This is a genomic window from Arthrobacter sp. MSA 4-2, from assembly GCF_016405885.1.
Taxonomy (GTDB): Bacteria; Actinomycetota; Actinomycetes; order Actinomycetales; family Micrococcaceae; genus Arthrobacter_D.
Genome location: NZ_JAEKGC010000016.1, coordinates 1 through 20996, shown reverse-complemented (window position 1 = coordinate 20996; position 20996 = coordinate 1). Strand labels below are relative to the sequence as shown.

Annotated in this window: 16 protein-coding genes; 5 read left to right on the top strand and 11 right to left on the bottom strand. The window is 69.6% G+C overall.

Features of this window, described 5'->3' with window-relative positions; genetic code table 11:
• Positions 1–5: 5 nt before the first annotated feature.
• The gene (locus tag I6N91_RS15625; RefSeq protein WP_198814080.1) at positions 6–1025 is read left to right on the top strand and encodes an isopenicillin N synthase family oxygenase; all 1020 of its coding nucleotides are present in this window, start codon (positions 6–8) and stop codon (positions 1023–1025) included.
• Positions 1026–1065: 40 nt separating this feature from the next.
• On the opposite strand, the gene I6N91_RS15620 is transcribed toward I6N91_RS15625, so the two are convergent.
• Complete coding sequence (locus I6N91_RS15620; RefSeq protein ID WP_198814078.1) at positions 1066–1524, bottom strand: DUF3817 domain-containing protein; 459 nt, start codon at positions 1522–1524, stop codon at positions 1066–1068.
• A gap of 175 nt (positions 1525–1699) precedes the next feature.
• Between I6N91_RS15620 and I6N91_RS15615 the strand changes: the two genes are divergently transcribed.
• Complete coding sequence (locus tag I6N91_RS15615; RefSeq protein ID WP_198814076.1) at positions 1700–5227, top strand: bifunctional RecB family nuclease/DEAD/DEAH box helicase; 3528 nt, start codon at positions 1700–1702, stop codon at positions 5225–5227.
• 104 nt (positions 5228–5331) lie between these two features.
• On the opposite strand, the gene I6N91_RS15610 is transcribed toward I6N91_RS15615, so the two are convergent.
• The 3 genes from I6N91_RS15610 to I6N91_RS15600 form a co-directional block, all read right to left on the bottom strand.
• The gene (locus tag I6N91_RS15610) at positions 5332–5535 is read right to left on the bottom strand and encodes a cold-shock protein (RefSeq protein WP_026533290.1); all 204 of its coding nucleotides are present in this window, start codon (positions 5533–5535) and stop codon (positions 5332–5334) included.
• A gap of 215 nt (positions 5536–5750) precedes the next feature.
• Complete coding sequence (locus I6N91_RS15605; RefSeq protein ID WP_198814139.1) at positions 5751–6740, bottom strand: LLM class flavin-dependent oxidoreductase; 990 nt, start codon at positions 6738–6740, stop codon at positions 5751–5753.
• A gap of 127 nt (positions 6741–6867) precedes the next feature.
• On the bottom strand, positions 6868–8172 hold the full coding sequence (locus I6N91_RS15600; RefSeq protein ID WP_198814074.1) for a sodium:proton antiporter: 1305 nt from the start codon (positions 8170–8172) through the stop codon (positions 6868–6870).
• 187 nt (positions 8173–8359) lie between these two features.
• On the opposite strand from I6N91_RS15600, the gene I6N91_RS15595 reads away from it, so the two are divergent.
• From I6N91_RS15595 to I6N91_RS15585, 3 genes are all read left to right on the top strand, one after another.
• A complete protein-coding gene (locus tag I6N91_RS15595) occupies positions 8360–11641 on the top strand; it encodes a DEAD/DEAH box helicase (RefSeq protein WP_198814072.1) in 3282 nt (1093 codons plus the stop codon).
• Positions 11642–11725: 84 nt separating this feature from the next.
• A complete protein-coding gene (locus I6N91_RS15590) occupies positions 11726–12490 on the top strand; it encodes an ABC transporter ATP-binding protein (protein WP_307843389.1) in 765 nt (254 codons plus the stop codon).
• Positions 12487–13272 (top strand): ABC transporter permease, encoded by a 786-nt coding sequence (locus I6N91_RS15585; protein ID WP_198814070.1) that lies wholly within the window; start codon positions 12487–12489, stop codon positions 13270–13272. Before I6N91_RS15590 ends, I6N91_RS15585 begins: the two co-directional genes overlap by 4 nt.
• A 16-nt stretch (positions 13273–13288) precedes the next feature.
• Here I6N91_RS15585 and I6N91_RS15580 read toward each other — a convergent pair whose 3' ends face one another.
• The 7 genes from I6N91_RS15580 to acnA all read right to left on the bottom strand — a co-directional run.
• Complete coding sequence (locus I6N91_RS15580; protein WP_198814069.1) at positions 13289–14245, bottom strand: alpha/beta fold hydrolase; 957 nt, start codon at positions 14243–14245, stop codon at positions 13289–13291.
• Between the two features lie 9 nt (positions 14246–14254).
• Complete coding sequence (locus I6N91_RS15575; RefSeq protein ID WP_198814068.1) at positions 14255–15793, bottom strand: ABC transporter ATP-binding protein; 1539 nt, start codon at positions 15791–15793, stop codon at positions 14255–14257.
• Entirely contained in the window at positions 15790–16545 is a 756-nt protein-coding gene (locus I6N91_RS15570; protein ID WP_198814067.1) for an energy-coupling factor transporter transmembrane component T, read from the bottom strand. The genes I6N91_RS15575 and I6N91_RS15570 overlap by 4 nt, the downstream gene beginning before the upstream one ends.
• A gap of 4 nt (positions 16546–16549) precedes the next feature.
• Entirely contained in the window at positions 16550–17362 is an 813-nt protein-coding gene (locus I6N91_RS15565; RefSeq protein WP_198814066.1) for an ECF transporter S component, read from the bottom strand.
• A gap of 107 nt (positions 17363–17469) precedes the next feature.
• Positions 17470–18498 carry a nucleoside hydrolase gene (locus I6N91_RS15560; RefSeq protein ID WP_307843388.1) on the bottom strand — a complete coding sequence of 343 codons (1029 nt, stop codon included), beginning with the start codon at positions 18496–18498 and terminating at the stop codon, positions 17470–17472.
• Positions 18498–19163 (bottom strand): GntR family transcriptional regulator, encoded by a 666-nt coding sequence (locus I6N91_RS17265; RefSeq protein ID WP_198814065.1) that lies wholly within the window; start codon positions 19161–19163, stop codon positions 18498–18500. Before I6N91_RS17265 ends, I6N91_RS15560 begins: the two co-directional genes overlap by 1 nt.
• 9 nt (positions 19164–19172) lie before the next feature.
• A partial coding sequence (gene acnA, locus I6N91_RS15550) for an aconitate hydratase AcnA (protein ID WP_198814064.1) occupies positions 19173–20996 on the bottom strand: 1824 nt, incomplete at its 5' end.

Below are 20996 nucleotides of genomic sequence, written 5' to 3'. Positions count from 1 at the left end.
CCGGCATGGTTTCAAGCACAATCCCCGTCTTCGACCTCGGCACGGCCCGCCGCCCCGATGGTTCCTTCGATCCCCGGTTCATCGACCGGCTCCGCGACGCAGCGCACACCGTCGGCTTCTTCCAGGTGACCAACTACGGAGCCTCCGCCACCCAGGCGGAGGACCTGTTGTCGGTGGCCCGCCGGTTCTTCGACCTGCCGCTTGAGGAGCGCCTGCGGCTCGACAACCGGCGGTCTCCCCACTTCCGGGGCTACGCCCGGCTGGGCACCGAAATCACCCGCGGCAGGCCCGATGCCCGCGAACAGATCGACTTCTCGCCGGACCGCGCGCCCCTCGAGAGCTATCCCGCGGACCAGCCGTACTGGTTGCTCCAGGGGCCCAACCAGTGGCCCTCCGAGGCCCTTCCCGAACTTGAACGTTCAGCGATGGCCTGGGCGGAACTGCTCTCTACCGTGGGGGCCGAGCTTCTCAGCGCCCTCTCCGTGGCCCTGGGCCTCCCCGAGGACCACTTCGCCGAACCCTTCGAAGGCACGCCGGCCTGGATGGCGAAGCTTGTCCACTACGTTGGCGGCGACGGCGGAGCCGGAGGCCAGGGCGTCGGCTCCCACGCCGACTACGGGTTTGTCACCCTCCTGCTCCAGGACGAGGTGGGCGGGCTTGAGGTGCTTCCCCGGGGACGCTCCGAGTGGGTGCCGGTCGAACCGATTCCCGGTGCGCTCGTCGTCAACCTCGGGGAGATGCTCGAAGTAGCCACCCAGGGGTACCTCGCCGCCACTATCCATCGGGTGGCATCTCCTCCGCCCGGAGTGGACCGGTACGCGGTCCCGTTCTTCTGGTCTCCCCGGCTTGACGCCGTCATCGAACCGGTATCGCTTCCCGCGGAGCTCGCGGCGGCAGCGACCGGCGTCACCGATGATCCTGAGAACCCGATGCTCTCCTCCTACGGAAAAAACGTCCTCAAGGGGCGCCTGCGGGCCCACCCGGACGTCGCCGAACTGCACCACCCCGGGCTGGTCGGCCGGTAAGACGGAGGCGCACCCGCACCGGCACCGGACGGGGTGCGCCTCAGCCCGCCGCGACGGGCGGACCGGCGATCAGCAGCAGCGTGAAGACGACCCCGATGCCGACGACGGCGAGCGCCGCGGCGAGCACGGGGCTGCGCAGCACCCAGGCCTGAGCCGTCTCGACGGGGTTCCCGGGTGCCTCCCCGCCCGGGCGGAGGCGCCACGGGCCGCTGAGCATCCCCCGGCGCTGAGCCATCAGTTCGAAGGGGATGGTGGCGAAGGGCACCACGGCTGAGACCAGTCCTAACAAGCCCATCCGCCATGACCACTTCGAATTGATCCAGACGAACACTGTGGTCGCGACGAAGCAGAGGAACACGAACCCGTGAATCCCGCCGGCCGGCGGCACAAGCGCTTCGGTGCTTCGGGTGACGTACTTGAAGAACATGGCGGTGAGCAGGAACGCCCAGGTGAGAGCCTCGGCCACGGCGACGGTCCGAAACAGGGTGAGCGGATTCATGGATCTCCAAAGAAAGTGGACGTTCGGGCGGAGCCGGTAAAGGGCGGCAGGCGCACCGCAACTGCTGGTGGCAGCGCCTCGGGGCCGGCAACATCCGAAGGGTAAACAGGCCCTTCCACGCTACCGCATCCCCCTTGGTAGATTGTTGCTGATCGCCCAGCCGCCGGGAGGCCCAGTGTTCCTGCTTGAAAACGCCGCACCGGACGCCGGGGCCGACCTCGTGTTCTCGGCGAGCGACCTTGTCAACGCCGCCGAGTGCGAGTACCGCGTCCTGCGGATCCTCGATGAGAAACTCGGCCGCACTCCGCCGGCCACCTTCGCCGCCGATGAGATGCTTCAGCGCGCCGCGGCCCTGGGCGATGTGCACGAGCACCGGGTCCTCGAGAAGTTCACCGCCGAACTCGGCACGTACTCCCCCGGAAACCCGGGCGGCGTGTACGAGGTGGTTCCGGCGGCCACCATGGACCGCGCCACCCTGACGGCGAAGCATGAGGAATCGTTGGGTGCCCTGCGCGCCGGGGCCGGGGTCGTGTTCCAGGCCTCCTTCTTCGACGGAGTGTTCCACGGCCGCTCCGACTTCCTGGTGCACACCGGTGAGGGCTATGCGGTGTGGGACACCAAGCTCGCCCGGCACGCGAAGGTCGGCGCCCTGCTGCAGCTTGCAGCCTACGGCGACCAGCTGCTGCGCGCCGGGCTCACCCCGGCGCCCCAGGTGACCCTCGTCCTCGGCGACAGCACGTCAAGCGTCCACAGCCTCGACGATCTCATCCCGGTCTACCGGGAACGCCGGGCACGATTCCTTGACCTCCTGGCGGCGCACCGCGCCCAGCCCCACCCCGTCGAATGGGACGGCCCGGGCCATACCGCCTGCGGCCGGTGCGACTACTGCCAGCAGATGGTGGAGTTCACGCGGGATCTGCTGCTCGTGGCGAACCTGAGCCTCGCACAGCGCGCCGAACTGCGGAAAGCAGGCATCTCCACGATCGACCAGCTTGCGGCGAGCGAAGCGGCCGGCGGCGCCCCGGCCCTCGCGCGGCTGCGCGACCAGGCCCGGATGCAGACGGGCATTGAGCAGGCCGACGGCGGCGTCGACTACACCGGTGCCGACGGCAGGTCCCGGCGCCTTGGGTACAAGGTCCTGCCCGGCCACGCCCTGGGCCTGCTGCCCCCGCCCGACGAGGGGGACATCTTCTTCGACTTCGAGGGGGACCCGCTGTGGCAGGACCCTGGAACGGGATCCTGGGGGATCGAGTACCTTTTCGGCGTCGTCGAGAATGCCCGGGAGGCCGGTTCAAAGCCGCCGTTCCGGGCGTTCTGGGCCCACTCGCGGGCGGAAGAGCGGACGGCCTTCAGCAGCTTCCTCGACTATGTCGCCGAGCGCCGCGCACGATATCCAGGCCTCCACATCTACCACTACGCGGCCTATGAGAAGAGCGCCCTGCGCCGGCTGTCGATGACCCACATTCTCGGGGAGGACGCGGTGGACACCCTGCTGCGCGAGGGCGTGCTGATCGACCTCTACGAAGTCGTTCGGCGCAGCCTGCGCATCTCGGAGAAGTCCTACAGCATCAAGGCCCTCGAACCCCTCTATATGGGGGCCGACCTCCGAACCGGAGCGATCACCGACGCCGGGGCCTCAGTCGTCGCCTACTCCGAGTACTGCGCGGCCCGCGACGCCGGTGACGATGCTCGGGCCGCCGAACTGCTCGCCGGCATCCGGGACTACAACGAGTACGACTGCCGCTCCACCCTGCACCTGCGCAACTGGCTCCTCGAGCGGGCCGGCGAACGCGGGATCGGGCCCGCTTCGGCGGACCCGCCGGAACGCGAGCGCACTGCATCCGAGCCGCAGCCGGAGGAGGCGCAGCTGCTGGCGTACCTCGGCTCCCTCCCGGCGGCAGCGCAGGGTCCGGATGATCGCGCCGTGGCGATGGTGGCGGCGGCCGTGGGCTATCACCGGCGCGAGCGCAAGCAGTTCTGGTGGGAGCACTTCGACCGGCTCGCCACCCCGCCCGAGAACTGGACGCAGGCCCGGGACATGTTCCTTCCCGAGTCCGTCGAGGTGGAGACGGACTGGGCGCTGCGCACCCCGCGCGCCCGCTCCCTCTCCCGGACCCTCCGCCTCACCGGGGTCCTTCCCGAGGGTTCGGACTTCCGGAAGGACTCGACCTGGTTCAGCGTGTACGAGGAGCCCCTGCCCAATGGGGTCGACTCCGCGGACTCGGGGCGGGGCGGGTGGTTCGGCGCGAAGGTGCTCACTGCCGGAACCGACGGTGGGAAGGACGTGATCCTCCTCGAGGAACGGCTGCGGGCCGGCGCGCCCGCCCACCCGTTCCTGCCCGCGGCGCTGGCCCCGGACCAGCCCATCCGCACTCCCTCCATTGAGGCGGCCCTGCTGGCCGTGGCCGCCGAGGCCGGCTCGACCCTTCCCGATCTCCCCCACGGGCCCGGCCTTGACCTGCTCCGCAGGACTCCACCGCGGCTGACCAGCGGTGTGCTCCCTCCGGCCCTTCCCGGGCCCACCGGGTATGCCGACGCCATCACCGCGGCGGTCGAACGGCTCGACTCGTCCTACCTGGCCGTCCAGGGACCGCCGGGAACCGGGAAGACCTTCGTTGGCGCGGCGGTGATCACCCGGCTCGTCGCCGGCGGCTGGAAGGTCGGCGTCGTCGCCCAGTCCCACGCCGTCGTCGAAAACCTGCTGAGAGCCGCGCTCCGGGCCGGGGTGCCCCCGGAGAGGGTCGCGAAGAAGACGGCGGATCCCGCTGCTCCCTGGCCGAACACCACCGACGACGGCGTCGCCGCGTTGCTCCAGGAGGGCGCCGGCTGTCTGGTCGGCGGCACGGCCTGGACGATGACCGGCAGCAAGGTTCCGGCGGGCTCGCTCGACCTCCTGGTCATCGATGAGGCCGGCCAGTTCTCCCTTGCCAACACGCTCGCGGTGGCACGCTCGGCCCGGCGGCTGCTGCTGCTCGGCGATCCGCAGCAGCTCCCCCAGGTCACCCAGGGCAGCCACCCCGAACCGGTTCACGAATCGGCCCTCGGCTGGCTTTCCGACGGGCACGCGACGCTCCCCGGGCGGTTCGGGTATTTCCTCGCCGACAGCTGGCGGATGCATCCGGCGCTGTGCGCCTTTGTCTCCCGGCTCTCCTACGATCGACGGCTCGAATCCACGCCGTCGGCCGCACTCCGGAACCTCGACGGACTCGCCCCGGGCGTCGAATGCGTCCTGGTGGAGCACACCGAGCGGCGGAGTACCTTCTCCCCGGAGGAGGCGGCGGAGGTGCTCGCGCAGGTCGTGCGGCACCTCGGCCGGGACTGGACCCCGGGCGAGGGCGCCGGAGCGCGGCCCCTGCGGGAGGCGGACCTCCTCGTCGTCGCTGCCTACAACGCGCAGGTCCAGCTGATCCGGACCACGCTCGACGCCGCGGGCTACCCGGGGGTGCGGGTGGGAACGGTGGATAAGTTCCAGGGCCAGGAGGCGGCCGTCGTGATCGTGTCAATGGCCTGCTCGAGTGCCGCCGAGGCGCCCCGGGGAATTGAGTTCCTGCTCAGCCGCAACCGCATCAACGTGGCAGTGTCACGGGGGCAGTGGCGTGCCGTGATCGTCCGCGCGCCGGGGCTCACCCATCACGTCCCCCCGCGTCCGCAGGCGCTCGAGGAGCTCGGCGCGTTCATTGGCCTGTGCGCCGGCGGGGCCTGAGCCGGGCCCTAGGCATCTTCGACGCTCAATCCGGCACCTCGGACCCGAAAAGGGGTTAAACAAAGGCAGGGCGGGAAAATCCCGCCCTGCCTTAGATCCGGACCTTAGAGAGGCTGGATGTTTGACGCCTGGGGACCCTTGGGGCCCTGCTCGGTGTCGAAGCTAACCTTCTGGTTCTCATCAAGCGAGCGGTAGCCGCTGGCATTGATGGCGGAGAAGTGTGCGAACACATCTGCGCTTCCGTCGTCGGGGGCGATGAAGCCGAAGCCCTTTTCAGCGTTGAACCACTTCACGGTACCTGTTGCCATTTTTGTTTATCCTTCTGAAATTCAGACGCCTTCCGACTTTCGGAAAGCCCCAGTCGCGGCGTGCTTGTCCGCTCTTTCAGAGATGCGGCGTGGGCCCCGAGGAGCTACACCACGTGAAATACAAATGCGCAACACTACAACCGTTACCAACCTAACAGCACCACCATGGGTGATGGCAAGCAGGAATCGAAACCTTCTCTATAAATATTTGGGCCTCAGGCGGCCACCGGCCGCGCAAGGCCTGCAACCAGCTCGAAAGAGCGCAGCCAGGCCGCTTCGGAACTCGCCCTCGTGGCGATAATCAGTTCATCGGCATCGGCGTGCTTGGTGAAGCCTTCGAGGTAGTCCTGCACCTGGGGCGGGGTCCCCACGGCCGAGTAGGTGAACATCTGCGCCACCTGCTGGCCTCCCGGAGAGGCAAGGAGCGCATCGGCCTCCTCCGGGGTGAAGGCACGGCCGCGGCCGAGCAGCAGCTCGGCCATCCTCCGCTGGCCCTCTCGGAACTGGTCCTGCGCCTCATCCTCGGTATCGGCCGCAAGAACATTGAGGCCGGCGATGACGTGGGGCTGCTCGAGCTGGGCGGAGGGCTGAAATTCCCGCCGGTACAACGCCACAGCCTCCCGGAGCGCCGCCGGGGCGAAGTGGGAGGCGAATGCGTAGGGCAGCCCAAGTGCCGCGGCGAGGCCCGCCCCGAACAGCGAGGATCCAAGGATGTACAGGGGAACGTTCGTCCCGCGTCCGGGCGTGGCGTGGACTCCCGGGATGCGCGTATCACCGGAGAGGTAGCCCTGGAGTTCGAGGACGTCCTGCGGGAATGTGTCGGCGGCGGCGGGATCGCGGCGCAGGGCCCGCATCGTGTTCCCGTCACTTCCCGGTGCGCGGCCCAGGCCGAGGTCGATCCGGCCCGGGTGGAGCGTCTCGAGGGTCCCGAACTGTTCGGCGATCGTCAGGGGTGAATGGTTCGGCAGCATGATTCCGCCGGATCCCAACCGGATGCTGGTGGTGGCCGCGGCGACGTGGGCGATCAGCACGCTTGTCGCGGAGGAGGCGATGCTGCTCAGGTTGTGGTGCTCGGCGTACCAGATCCTCCGGTACCCCCACTTCTCCGCGCTCTGCGCCAGCCGCACGCTCGAGGCGAGGCTTCCGGCAGCCGTGCCTCCCCTCGGGATGTGTGCCAGGTCGAGGATGGACAAAGGAACAGAGATCAAGAGAAAAGCCTTCCCAGAAGTGGCGCGCTGTGCTATCTCGCGTCCCGGCCATCACCGGACCGGGTATGCAGTAGGCAACGGCAGAAACGGGCCACTTATTTCGGGCGCCCTCTGACCCGGCGGACTAGATCGGCGTTTTTGGCGCCTGTCCCTCGTCGCCGCTGACCCGCACCGCCTTGCGTTTGCGCGCACGGTCGAGCGCATTGATCACCGGGGCGGCGGTCATTCCGTGAAGCACGATGGACATGCAGATCACCAGCGCCACGATCCGCCACAGCGAGGCTTCCTCGGCGTCGAATTCTCCCTTCGACAGCGCGTACCCCAGGTAGTAGATCGAGCCGATGCCGCGGACACCGAAGAATGAAAGTACGCCCCGCTCCCAGAGCCCGGTGCGTCCGCGGGCGAGGCTGACCCAGGCGGCAACGGGACGGATCACGAGGAGGAACAGGACCGCGACGAGGATCTCCCGCCAGGTGAGGCCCATCAGCAGGCCGCGGGAGATGGCTCCCCCGAGGAGGACGAGCACCACAACCGTGAGCAGCCGTTCGAGCTGCTCGATGTAGCTGTGAAGGATACCGTGGTAGCCGCTTGTCTGCTCAGCAGCGCGGATGGTGACGGCGCAGACGAAGACGGCGATGAAGCCGTACCCCTCGGCGAGTTCGGTGAGGCCGTAGGTCAGGAAGGTCGCCGCCAGCGCCACGAACCCTTCGGAGTGGTTCGCCAGCCGGACGGTTTCGATCCGGGCCGAGAAGAACAACCGTCCAAGCAGCTTGCCCATGCCGAACCCGAAGAGGCAGCCGATGCCCAGGCGCCACGCCACGTCCAGCGCGATCCACTCGGGGAACCACGCGCCGGGTGCCGCCCCCACGAGGCTGATGGCGATCGCGAGATAGACGAAGGGGAAGGCAAGACCGTCGTTGAGGCCCGCCTCGGAGGTGAGCCCGAAGCGCACCTCGTCCTCGCCGCCGAGATCCTCCTCCGATTCGGACGGTTCGCCCACCTGTACCTCCGAGGCGAGCACCGGGTCGGTGGGTGCGAGGGCCGCGGCGACAAGAAGCGCCGCGGCGATTCCCAGGCCCAGCACCCAGAGGCCGAGGAGCATCAGACCCACAATGCACAGCGGCATGGCGATGCCCAGCAGGCGCCAGGTGGTGGCCCACCGCTTCCTGCCCACCCTGCGGTCCAGGGCGAGCCCTGCACCCATGAGGGAGATGATGACGCAGACCTCGGCGAGGTGCGTGGTGAAGTCACCGTGGGCCACAGGGTCGGGGGTGGGCAGCGTTTCGATCAGGGAGAACGCAAGCACCCCGGCCCCAAGGAACACCATGGGCATGGAGATGGGCGCCCGCATCAGGAGGCGGGGCAGCAGGGCGGCGGCAAAAACCGCGAGCCCGGCGGCAGCGTAGATAAAACTCGGCGCTTCGAACACCGGCACCCTTTCTCAGGAAGACGTCGGACAGCCCCTTTCGTACCTTACGTGCTGCACCGGTGCACCGGGTACCGGAACCCGGCCGGTCCCCGCCGGTTGGAGTTCCGCCCGGCGGACGGTATGGCCGACAGCGGACAGCACCGCCTCCCGGGCACGGTGCGCAGCCGCCGCGTGAGAGCATGAAAGTATGCCCTCTTCGTCCCACCCCCTGATCGATGTCACCGACATCATCCGCATCGTGGGCGGTGCCTCGTTCCAACGCGGACAGGTCTATGCCAAGGACGGCGCCGTCAGTTCCCTCGCCTGGGACGCGAGCGCGAAGATCCTCACCGGCCGGGTGCGGGGAAGCGCGCCCACCGAGTACCGCACCAAGCTGCGCCTCGGCCTCAAGGGTGACGGCCGCTTCCGTCCGCTCGAAAACTTCTGCAGCTGCCCGGTCGGCTCGGACTGCAAGCATGTTGCCGCCACCGCCCTCCAGAGCAACACCGAGCACCTCCTGGCCCGCCAGGAGACCTCTGCGGCACCGCCGCCTCCGCGGCCGGCGGCGGGCTGGCAGGCCTCGCTGAGCGAACTGCTCGCCCCGGCCCCGGGCACCGCCGAGGTTCCCGCAGCGCCGACGACGCCACTGGGTCTGCAGTTCGAGGTGCGCACCCCCGAGGTGGCGGTCCAGCGCTGGGGATCGGCCGCCGACCGGCAGGGCCTGCGCACCCTCAATGCCCGGCTGGGGGTCCGGCCCGTGAGCCAGAACTCCAAGGGCAAGTGGGTCAAGAACAACCTCTCGTGGGGAAGCATCAGCTACCAGACCTACGGTTTGCGGCTCGACCCGGACCAGCACCGCTGGTTCTCCCAGTTCCCTGCCCTGCACCGGGGCACCGGCGTCAACTACTTCGGCAATAACGACTCGTGGCTGTACCTCGACGACTTCAGCAATCCCCTGCTCTGGCACCTCCTCGAGGAAGCCGGGCGGCTCGGCATCGAGTTCGTCGGATCGAAGAAGTCGGTAACCGTCGTCCTCGCCCACCGGGCCACCCTGCGCCTCGACGCGACGGCGACGGCCGACGCCGCAGTGCAGCTCTCCCCCGTCCTGGAGATCGATGGGCGGATCCACCCGCCGGAGACCGCCCACGTCATCAGCGACCACGGGATCTACACGGTGGCGCCGGACACGACAATCACCCTCGCCCCGACCGGCAAGAAGCTCAGCGGGCAGGACCTTGAACTGCTCCGCCGCGCCCGCCCGGTCCTCATCCCGGCTGGGGAGACATCAATCTTCCTTGAGGAGTACTACCCCCGCCTCAGCCGGTCGCTCAAGGTGGCCAGCAGCGATGGAAGCGTGGACCTGCCCGAGGTCCAGCCGCCGGCGCTCGTCCTCACCACCGCCTACCGGCCCGACGGCGCGGTGACCCTCTCCTGGGACTTCCGGTACAACTTCGGCACCGCCGCGCAGCGCCACCCCCTGGGCGGCGGCCCGGCCGCCGCTGACGGCTACCGCGACCCCGACGCCGAGGACGTCCTGGAGGCGGCCGCCCGGGCCCTGCTCAGCCCGCTGCCGCTGCGGAAGACCACCCTCGAAGACATGCAGGCCGTGGAGTTCACCGAGTCGGTGCTGCCGCGGATCGAGGCCGAACCGGGCCTCGAGGTCGACGTCGTCGGGGAGAAACCCGACTACGAGCACCTGACCGAGACCCCGCAGCTGGTCATCAGCACCGTCGAGACGGAGGACCGGGACTGGTTCGACCTGGGCGTGATGGTGACGGTCAGCGGGCGCAAGATTCCCTTCGACCACATCTTCCGCGCCCTGGCGCAGGGCCGGACGAAGCTCAAGCTCGTCGACAACAGCTACCTGTCCCTCCAGCAGCCCGTCTTCGACCAGCTGCGCGAACTCATCGAGGAGGCACGCGGCCTCACGGAGTGGGAGACCGGGTTCCAGATCAGCCGTTACCAGGCCGGGCTGTGGGCCGAGTTCGAAGACCTTGCCGATGAGACGGAGCAGGCCGAGTCCTGGCGGAACGCCGTCGCCGGGCTGCTCGAGCTTCCCGACCTGGCACCGGTCGAGCTTCCCCTGGGGGTCAAGGCCGAACTGCGGCCCTACCAGAAGGAAGGCTTCAACTGGCTCGCCTTCCTCTGGCGGCATCAGCTCGGTGGTGTGCTCGCTGACGACATGGGCCTCGGTAAGACCCTTCAGGCCCTGACCCTGATCCAGCACGCCCATGAAACCGGCGGGCCGCACGCGCCCTTCCTCATCGTGGCGCCGACCTCCGTGGTGCCGAACTGGATCAACGAGACCCACCGCTTCACCCCCGGGCTCCACGTCGTCGGCATCACCGACACCCAGGGCGCCTCCGGGGTGCCGATCCGCGAGCAGGTGCGCGGCGCCGACGTCGTCGTGACCTCCTACACCCTGTTCCGGCTCGACCTTGACGCGTACTCGGAAACCGAGTGGGCCGGGCTGATCCTCGATGAGGCGCAGTTCGTCAAGAACCGCACCTCGAAGGTCCACCAGGCCGCCAAGGACTTCGCCGCACCCTTCAAGCTGGCGATCACGGGCACGCCCATGGAGAACAACCTGATGGAACTGTGGGCGATGTTCAATATCGTCGCCCCCGGGCTGTTCCCCTCGGCTCGCCGGTTCACCGAGGACTACCGCACACCCATCGAGAAGATCGGCGACAACCGACCGCTGGCGCGGCTGCGCCGGCGCATCCGCCCCCTGATGATGCGCCGCACCAAGGAGGCCGTCGCCTCCGACCTGCCGCCGAAGCAGGAGCAGGTCCTCGAGGTCGAGCTCACCCCGGAGCACCGCCACATCTATTCGACCTACCTCCAGCGGGAACGGCAGAAGCTGCTGGGCCTCATCGATGACCTCAACAGCAACCGCATGATCGTGTTCCGGTCGCTGACGCTGCTCCGCATGCTGAGCCTCGACGCCTCCCTCGTTGACCCCGACCACGCGGATGTTCCCTCGGCCAAGCTTGATGTGCTCTTCGAACAGCTCGAGGACGTCCTTGCCGAGGGCCACCGCGCCCTGGTGTTCAGCCAGTTCACCTCCTACCTGAAGAAGGCCGCCCAACAGCTCGAGGCCCGCGGGATCGAGTACGCCTATCTCGACGGCTCGACGCGCAGCCGGGGAGAGGTGATCGACAGGTTCAAGGAGGGTTCGGCGCCGGTGTTCCTGATCAGCCTGAAGGCCGGTGGTTTCGGCCTCAACCTGACCGAGGCCGACTACTGCTTCCTCCTGGACCCCTGGTGGAACCCGGCCAGCGAGGCGCAGGCGGTCGACCGGACCCACCGGATCGGGCAGACGAAGAACGTCATGGTCTACCGGATGGTCTCCAAGGGCACCATCGAGGAGAAGGTGATGAAGCTCAAGGAGCAGAAGGCCCAGCTTTTCAACTCCGTCATGGACGACGACGCCGTGTTCAGCTCGGCGCTCACCGCCGAGGACATCCGGGGCCTGCTCGAGGCCTGAGCTTTCCAGCCCCGGCCGCAGCGTCCACAATGAACGCAGGCGGGCCGAGGCTCCGCTGCGGTCCCCGGGCGGAAGGAGGTGGCGGTGGAGGAGGAACTGCACGACGCCGCCGGACCGGCGGTTGGCGCCGCCCGCCTGCAGTGCGCCGGCGCGTCCAAGCGGTTCGGTGGCGAGCCGGTCCTGGAGCGGGTCAGCCTCGAGGTGCGCGGGGGCGAAATTCATGCCCTTGTGGGCCTCAATGGAGCAGGCAAGACCACCCTGATGCGCCTGTTCCTGGGCATGCTCCGGCCCGACGGAGGATCGGTCCTGGTGGCAGGCCGCGAGCCCTCGAGGCTGTCATCGGGCGAACGCGCCGGCGTGGGCTACCTGCTTGAACATCCCCTTGCGTATCCGGAACTCACCGTCCTGCAGAATCTGACGCTGGCCGGGAGGCTGGCCGGGCTGCCGCCGGAGCGTGCCCGCGCCGCGGCCCTTGAGCTCATCGGGGAATTCGCGCTCACGAAGTGGGAACACACGCAGGGCCGCAGGCTGTCCCTGGGCAATAAGCAGCGCCTTGGCCTTGCGGCGGCCTTAACCGCCTCGCCGGGCACGATTCTCCTCGACGAGCCAACGAACGCGCTCGACCCTGCCGGGGTCATGATCGTGCGCCGGATGCTGCTGGACCGCGCCCACACGCGCGGCGCAGCGGTGCTCGTCTCGAGCCACCATCTCGACGAGGTGGCGCGGGTCGCCGACCGCATCAGTGTCCTGAACGCGGGACGCATCATCGGCAGCCTGCCGCCTGACGCCATGGACCTCGAGCGGCGCTTCTTCGACATGATTTACGCCGACTCCGGGATCGGGCAGTGACCGGTCCGGCACAGCTCAGGGCTGCCCTCGCCGCCGAGTGGCTCAAGTTCCGCCGCGCCCGCCCCGTGGTGTTCACGAGCGTCTTCCTCGTCCTCGGCGTACCGGTGATGACGGTGGCGTCGGTGCTCTCCCTGGACGGCGCCAACCCGCTGCTGGCGGTCAAGGCCGAGGGCGTCGTCGGTGCCGGCGGCTGGGAGGGGTTCTTCGCCGGGGCCGCCACCATCAGTGCCGTCGGCGGTCTCCTGGGTTTCGGGGTCGTCGCCGGATGGGTGTTCGGCAGGGAGTTCACCGACGGCACCATCGGTTCTCTCTTCCTTGCGGCGGTCTCCCGGACGGCCACGGCCGCCGCGAAACTGCTGCTGATCCTCGCCTGGTCCGGCGCGGTCGCCGTCGCACTGACCTTCACCCTGGTCGCGGCCGGGCTCCTCACCGGAACGGCCGGAAACCCGGGCGATCCGGGGATTCCTGCCCTGGCGGCCAAGTTCCTGTTGATCACCGCCGCCACGGCCCTCCTGGCCCTGCCCTGTGCGTGGGCCGCCACCCTGGGCCGGGGCTACCTCGCCTCGATCGGCGCGGTGATCGTCATCGTCGTCCTGGCGCAGCTGGCGGCAATGGTGGGGGTCGGCGGCTGGTTCCCCTTCTCCGCTCCCGGGCTGTGGGCGAGCCAGCGCGGCGCCGGCACCGACGCCACGACAGCGGTCCAGGTGTTGCTGTCGCTGCCGCTAGGCGCTCTTGCAGCGGGCCTCACCCTGCGGTCCTGGCACCGGCTCACCCTGTCCTGACCCCGCAGGGCCGCTCCTACGGCTCCCGGCGGAGCAGGTCGGCGAATTCGGCGGCCCGGGTCTCCGGCCACCAGTGCCCGGCGTCAACCCTTGTCACCCTCAGGTGCTCCACCCACCCGCCGAGTCCCTCGACCAGCGCCGGGGACAGGAATGGGTCCTTCACCGGCACGACCACGTGGACCGGCACCGTCACGGCCGGCAGCCGCGGCCCGAGCCCTGAGGGCGAGCGCAGCGCCCGGTACAGGGCGAGGCCCCGGATGGGATCGGCTCCCACCCGGCGCCGCGCCGAACGCTCATAGCGCCGGCGCAGCGCCACCTGCCAGAAGAGTTCGGGGAGGACCGGCAGCTGGAAGGCCCCGATGTACCAGCTGCGCAGCAGTTGCCCGGCGAGTTCGGGCCAGCGGCCCGGCGTCCGGAGGCGGCTGCGGGTCCAGCGGCGGAAATGCCCGAGGTCTGGCCCCGAGATGCTCGTGAAGCGGGCGATTCTCCCCTCGGAGCGGGGATCGGTCACCGCCGTCCAGCCCTGGATGGAGCCCCAGTCGTGGCCGACCAGGTGTACCCCGGGAACGCCGACGGCGTCGAGCACCGCGAAGAGGTCATCCACCAGGGCGGAGATCCGGTAGTCCCCCGAAACGGCCACCGATCGGCCGGCGTTGCGGGTATCGACGGCGACGAGGTGGTGGGTCGGAGCCAGCAGGGCGATGACCGGGAGGTACACGCGGTGGTCGTCGGGGTAGCCGTGCACCAGCACCAGGGTAGGAACGCCCGGTCCCGGCTCCCTGCCGTATTCGAAGACCGCCAGTTCCGCGCCTTGCCCCGGCGTTCCCAAGACCACGGTGCGGCGCCGGGCGACGGCTTGGCCGTCGCTGGAGTCTCCACTACCTTCGGCAGGACTCCCGCTCCGTTGGGCGGCGGGGGCGGGCGCGCCGGACGGACCGGCGTTCAGGCCAGAGGGGGCGTCGGGGCGTTCCATCCGGCAACCCTACGCCCCGTCCGCGCCCCGGCGGGCCCCGCCGGAAAGGATCCTGCCGTCCTTCAGCTCAAGGATCCGGGTGCACAAGGCATCGGCGAACGCCCCGTCGTGGGTGGCAAGTATCACCGCACCGCCTGCCGCGGCGTGGCCGAGGAGCAGCTCCCCCACCCGGTTCCGTCCCCGCAGGTCAAGGCCGGCGGTCGGCTCGTCGAGTACCCACACCGACGGTTCCGAGGCGATCAGGGACGCAAACGCCACCAGCCGGCGCTCAACGAACCCCAGCTCGTACGGGTGTTCTCCGGCGGCGTGTCCAAGCCCAACGGCCGCCAGTGCCGTCCGCGCCCGCTCCTGGGCTCCCTCCCGGCCGGCTCCGGCCGCTGTGGGCCCGTAGGCCACCTCGCGCAGCACGGTCCGTTCGAAGAGCTGCTGGTCGGTGTCTTGGAACAGGAATCCCACCGCACCGGCCAGCCGCCCGGTGGCGGTGCGGCGCCCCAGCAGCCGCCCCGCGACGGTCACCGTGCCCGACGACGCCCTCAGCAGCCCGTTCAGGTGCTGCAGGAGCGTCGACTTGCCCGAGCCGTTCGCTCCCGTCAGGCCGACGATGTCGCCCGGGTCGACCCTCAGATCGACGCCCCGCAGAACCTCGGCCTGCCCGCTGGTGCCCTCCCTGCGGTAGGAGAAGGAGACTCCGGCGAGCTCGGTGAGCGGCCCCCCGGTCGAGTCCTGCCGCACGTCCGAGGCCGCCACCGGGGCTGCACATCCCTGCGGGGGGTCCCGCCGCACGTCCGGGGCCGACCCTTCGGTGCCGATGGCGTACCGCTCAAGCCCCGCCGTCCACGCCTGCGCGAGGGTGCCGTCGAACACGGGCCGGCCGCTCACCAGCGCCAGGACCCTGGAGTGCTGCGGTGCCGACCCGGGGAGCATCGGGGCGCAGATCAACAGGGCGGTGCCCGCAGCGCGCAGGACCTCAAGGGTCCGGGCCACCTCGGCCCGGGAGCCGGCATCGAGCCCCTGGAAGGGCTCGTCGAGGATCAGCACCCGGGGGTTCCCGACGACGGCCGCCGCGATGATCGTGCGACGGAGCTGGCCGCCGGAGAGCCGGCGGGGATCCCGGTTCAGGAGGTCCGTCAGCCCGAGCCGGGCGGCGGTGGCCTGCACGGCCGCCCGCAGTTCCCCGGCGGGCATGCCCCGGTTCGCCGGTCCGAAGGCGATCTCCTCCGCGACCGTGGCCGACATCATGGAGAGCTGGCCCTCGGTCCGCTGCGCCGCATACGCCACGGTGGAACTCCACGCGGCGGGGTCGATCCGCGGATCCTCAGGGCTGCCCGAGAATCCCAGCCTGTCCCCTCCGAGGGTCAGCGCACCGCGGAACTGGGCGCCGCTCCCCGCCCCGGTCTGCCCTGCCAGCAGGCGTGCGAGGGTGGTTTTTCCCGACCCCGACGGCCCGACGACGTGCACCAGGGCTCCGGGTTCCACGGCGAGATCCACGCCGGAAAGGACGACGGGACCGCCGTCGTACGCGTAGCTTGAACACTCGAGACGGATCACCGGCCTGCCCCCACCGCGTACCAGGCGCAGCCGAACCCGAGCACCCCGGCGGCCATCAGCCACCTCGCGGTGCGCTGACCCGCCGTATCGGTATCGGGAAGGTAGCTGGTGCGGGGTCCCGGGGAGGAGAACCCCCGGGACTCGAGCAGTTGGGTCCGCTCGGCGGCGTCAATCAGCAGGCCGGTGACGAGGGGAACGCTGACCATCAGGAGACCGCGCACCCGGGAGGGGAGGCTGCCGCCCACCACCAGCCCGCGCGCCTGCTGGGCCCGGGTGATCTGGCGGGCCCGTTCGGCGACGTGCGGCAACAGCCCCACCGCCGAGCCCACGACGAAGACGAGCCTGCGGTTCCAGCCGCGGTGGGTGAGGGTGGAGACCAGTTCGGGAATGCTTACGGTCAGGGCCGCGGTGAGGAGCACCCCGGTGAAAACGGCGAGCCTCAGCCCGGTCAACGCGGCGAACTGCAGCCCCTCGGCGGTGACGCGGGCAGGGCCCCACTCTGCGAGGACCGTGGTTCCCTCGGGGAAGAACAGGCCGTGCAGAAGGAACGAGGAGATCAGCAGCGGACCGGCGGCCACCGCGATGGCCAGGGCGATCTGCCGCGGTTTACCCGAAAGGAGCACGCCGGGCACCACGACGACAACGAGGACGGCGAGTGAGAACTGCCAAGTGTTCACCACCAGGACCAGCACCACCAGCAGCGCCGCAGCGAGGAGTTCGGTCAGCGGGTTGAAGACGCGTCGCCGGGGCACCGGATTACCGTCCGGTGGCCGACCCGGTCCTCCCGGCGAGGACCCCGTACCGCCGGAGGAAGGGGAACTGGGCCCGCGAGCGGCGCGGCAAGGCGTAGGCAAGAAGGGCCACCAGGGTGAAGACGACGAGCTTGTCGAGAGTGTCCGAGGTCAGTCCCTGCTTCGTGGCGGCGACCAGCAGCGAGTCCCCCACGGCGCGGAAGGCGGCAACGAGGGCGTTGGTGCCCACCGTGCCCGCCGCGCCGAACATGAAGGCGGCCACCGGGGCCGCCACCAGTCCGCCGACGGCACCGACGACGAGCCCGGCAACCGGTGCCAGGTAGACCCGCCGGAACATGCCGTACCGTGCGGCGGTGCCGGCCAGCAGCCCGATGAGGGCCGCTCCGGCCGCGAAGGGCAGCGCCAGCGGGTTGAACAGACCCCAGATGGCGTTGCTCAGCGCCCCGGTGGCCGCACCGGCGGCCGGACCGGCGAGGACCGCGACGAGGACAGTGCCGATGGCGTCGAGGTAGATCTGCAGCCCCAGGCTGCCCGCTGTCTGCCCGATCGCGATATTGAGGGCGATGCCCAGCGGCATTAGGACGAGGGAACTCGTGCTCAGGGAGGGCAGGATCCCCGCCACCAGCAGGGCGCCGCCGCCGAGGAAGCCGAACAGGGTGATCAGCGAGGAGGTTCCGCCGATCCCCTCGGCGATCTCCGCGGGCTGCACCAGCACGAGGTACAGGTACGTGGCGGCGATCAGGGCGGCGCCGACGGCGACCAGGGCGGTCCGGGGGCGCGCGGCCTTCGTCGCGGGAAGGGTCAGGGGTGAGCTCATTGCAGTCCTCGGGCGCGCGGGGGCGGGGGCATGCACCTCATGTCACCTCGGCGCGGCCCGCGGCGGTGCGGGCAGTAGCTAAGTGTACCTGCAGGATCCGGGGCGGGTCAGCCCCGCTCTGCGGCCAGCCGGGCGAGGCGGGCGATGAGGGTCTCGAAGACCTTTTCCGGCTCGTTCGCGGTCACCACCCGGGCGTTGGGCGGCTGCTTCCAGAACCCGGCGAAGTCACCGACGGTCTGCCCGAACGTCAGGGGCGAGTCCGTTTCGACGTCGACCGTAGCGGGCCGGGTGGTGGCGGTCGCCTCACCCGTGGCGACCATTGCGGCGAAGAGGTCGTGGAGGTGGGCGAGGTAGCCCTGGTCGTACCGGCGGTGGAACTCCATGTAGAAGCGCAGCGCATCCGAGACGCAGGCGATGATCCGGTTGGGATTGCTGCTGCGCAGCACTTCGGGGTCGTCGGGGCTGAGCAGCTCTCCGCCGGCGCCGGCGGAGCGCGACAGCCGGTCGAGGTGCTCCGGACGGCATTCGATCCGCTCGGTCGACTCGAGGGCGCACACCACCGGCAGCCGGTCCGGCGGCAGGCCGCGGTAGGCCGCGAAGACCTCCTTGGCCGCATGCGGATCGACATGGATGTTCCATTCAGCGACCGGCGTCGTATTGCCGGGGTAGTTGAACGCCCCGCCCATGATCACCAGGCCCTTCAGGAGCATCGGCAGCCGCGGCTCGGCGCGCAGCGCGAGGGCAAAGTTGGTCAGCGGCCCGGTGATCAGCCCCGTGATCTCCCCAGGGTTCGCCCGGGCCGCTTCCACCCATACCTCCACCGCGGAGCGGTCGGAAACCTGCTGCCGGGCGGCCGGAAGCACGGCGTAGCCGACCCCCTGGTCCCCGTGGGTTTCCTCGGTCGTCACCAGCGGCACCACGAGGGGAACCTCGCTGCCGATGGCCACCTCGACCCCGCTCCGCCCTGCGAGTTCGAGGAGGGCGAGGTTGTTCGCCGCAACCTGCGCCGCACCGACATTTCCGGCGGTGCAGGTGATGCCTTCGAGGCGGACCTCGGGCACAGCACACAGGTAGAGCAGCGCCACCGCGTCGTCGATGCCGGTGTCGACGTCGAGCAGCAACCGGGTCGGACCCACTAGCCGGCCGCCGAGGTCCGCAGGAGCGCAAGCCGCAGGGCGCGGGCCGTCTCCATGTGGGTGCGGGCGATCCGCCGGGCGTCCTCGGCCCGGCGGTCGGCCACGGCGCACACCAGCGCCTCGTGCTCGTCCAGCGACTCCTGCCAGCGGTTGCCGACGGAGAGGGTGGAGCGCGGGGTGTGGATCAGGTGCGTCGAGAGCCTCGCCAGCAGGTCGGTGAGCACCGGGTTGTGGGAGGCCGCCCACAGCGCCACGTGGAACTCCTGGTTGAGGTTGATCCGGGTCTGGTCGTCTGGGTCGGACAGGGCCTTATCCCGCTCGACGAGCGCCTCGAGGCGGATCACATCGGCCGACCGGCGCTCTGATGCGGCCTGGCCCGCGGCTTCCTCCTCGAGCATCACCCGGAGGTCGTAGATCTGGATGACCTCCTGCGGGTCGATCTGGGGCACCTGGAGCCCACGCGCCGCACGCTCCAGGAGCCGCTCGTGCTGGAGCCGGCTGAGCGCCTCCCGCACCGGAGTGCGGGAGACGCCGAACCGCTCGGAGATGACCACTTCGCGCAGGGCGGTGCCCGGCGGGTGGACCCCGGCGAGGATCTCCCCCCGGAGGACCCGGAAGATCGCCTCGCCGTCAACTTTCGCTGACACGTCCGTGGACTCGGTCACGGGGCCGGGTCAGCCCACCAGCTGCCGGAGGACGTACTGCAGGATGCCTCCGTTGCGGTAGTAGTCGGCCTCGCCCGGGGTGTCGATGCGGAGGACGGCGTCGAAGGAAACCGGCGTGCCGCCGTCGGCGGGTGTCGCCGTCACCGTGACGGTGCGCGGCGTCCGACCCTCGTTCAGCTCGGTCACACCGCTCACCGAGAACGTCTCGGTACCGGTCAGCCCAAGGCTCTCGGCGTTCTCGCCCTGCGGGTACTGAAGGGGAAGCACGCCCATGCCGATGAGGTTGGAGCGGTGGATCCGCTCGTAGCTCTCGGCGATGACCGCCTTCACGCCCAGCAGCGCGGTGCCCTTGGCCGCCCAGTCACGGGATGAGCCGGAGCCGTATTCCTTGCCGGCCAGGACGACCAAGGGAATCCCCGCCGCCTTGTAGTTCTCCGCAGCGTCGTAAACCGCTGCCTGCGGCGCATCGGGCTGGCTGAAGTCGCGGGTGAAGCCACCCTCGACGCCGTCCAGCAGCTGGTTCTTGATGCGGATGTTCGCGAAGGTGCCGCGGATCATCACCTCGTGGTTGCCGCGGCGGGAACCGTAGGAGTTGAAGTCCTTTCGCTCCACCCCGTGCTCGAGCAGGTAACGTCCGGCCGGGGTGTCGGACTTGAAGGAGCCCGCCGGGCTGATGTGGTCGGTGGTGACCGAATCGCCGAGCTTGAGCAGGACGCGGGCGCCGTCGATGTCGGAGACCGGCTCTGCCTGGGGGGTCATGCCCTCGAAGTATGGCGGCTTCCGCACGTAGGTGGACTCAGGATCCCAGGCGAAGGTGGCGCCGGCGGGCGTCGGCAAGGACTGCCAGCGCTCGTCGCCCTCGAAGATCGACCCGTAGCTCGAGGTGAACATCTCCTCATTGATCGAGGAGTCGATGACGGACTGCACCTCGACGGGGTTGGGCCAGATGTCCTTGAGGAACACGTCGTTGCCGTCGCTGTCCTGGCCCAGGGGCTGGTTGTCGAAGTCGAAGTCCATGGTGCCGGCCAGGGCGTAGGCGACCACCAGCGGCGGGGAGGCCAGGTAGTTCATCTTCACGTCCGGGTTGATCCGACCCTCGAAGTTCCGGTTACCCGAAAGCACAGCCGTCACGGCGAGGTCGTTGTCCTGGATGGCCTTGGAAATCTCGTCCTCGAGCGGACCGGAGTTGCCGATGCAGGTGGCGCAGCCGTACCCGACGATAAAGAAGCCGAGCTTCTCGAGGTAGGGAATGAGGCCTGACTTCTCGTAGTAGTCGGTGACGACCTTCGAGCCCGGGGCGACGGAGGTCTTCACCCACGGCTTGGAGCTCAGGCCCTTTTCCACGGCGTTGCGTGCCAACACGGCGGCGGCGAGCATGACGGAAGGGTTTGAGGTGTTGGTGCAGGAGGTGATCGACGCAATGCTGACCGCACCGTGGTCAAGCTCGAACTCGCGCCCGTCCTTCATGCTGACGCTGACCTTCTTCGAAGGCCGCGTCTCCTGGCTTGCGTGGGCCGAGACGGTTTCCCGCGGCTTGGCGTTCTCGTCAACGTGGGAGTGGCTGTCCGCGCTGTAGCTGGGGGCGTCGGAGGCCGGGAAGCTGAGCTCGGAGGCTTCATCGACGGTTCCCGCCGGGGATTCGGCGAGGTGCGGGTCGTCCGAGTAGTGGGCCAGGTCTTCACGGAACTGGTTCTTGGATTCGGTCAGGGCGACCCGGTCCTGGGGGCGCTTGGGCCCGGCGATGGAGGGCACCACGGTGGAGAGGTCGAGTTCGAGGTATTCGGAGAACCGGATCTCGGTGGACGGGTCGTGCCACAGGCCCTGTTCCTTGGC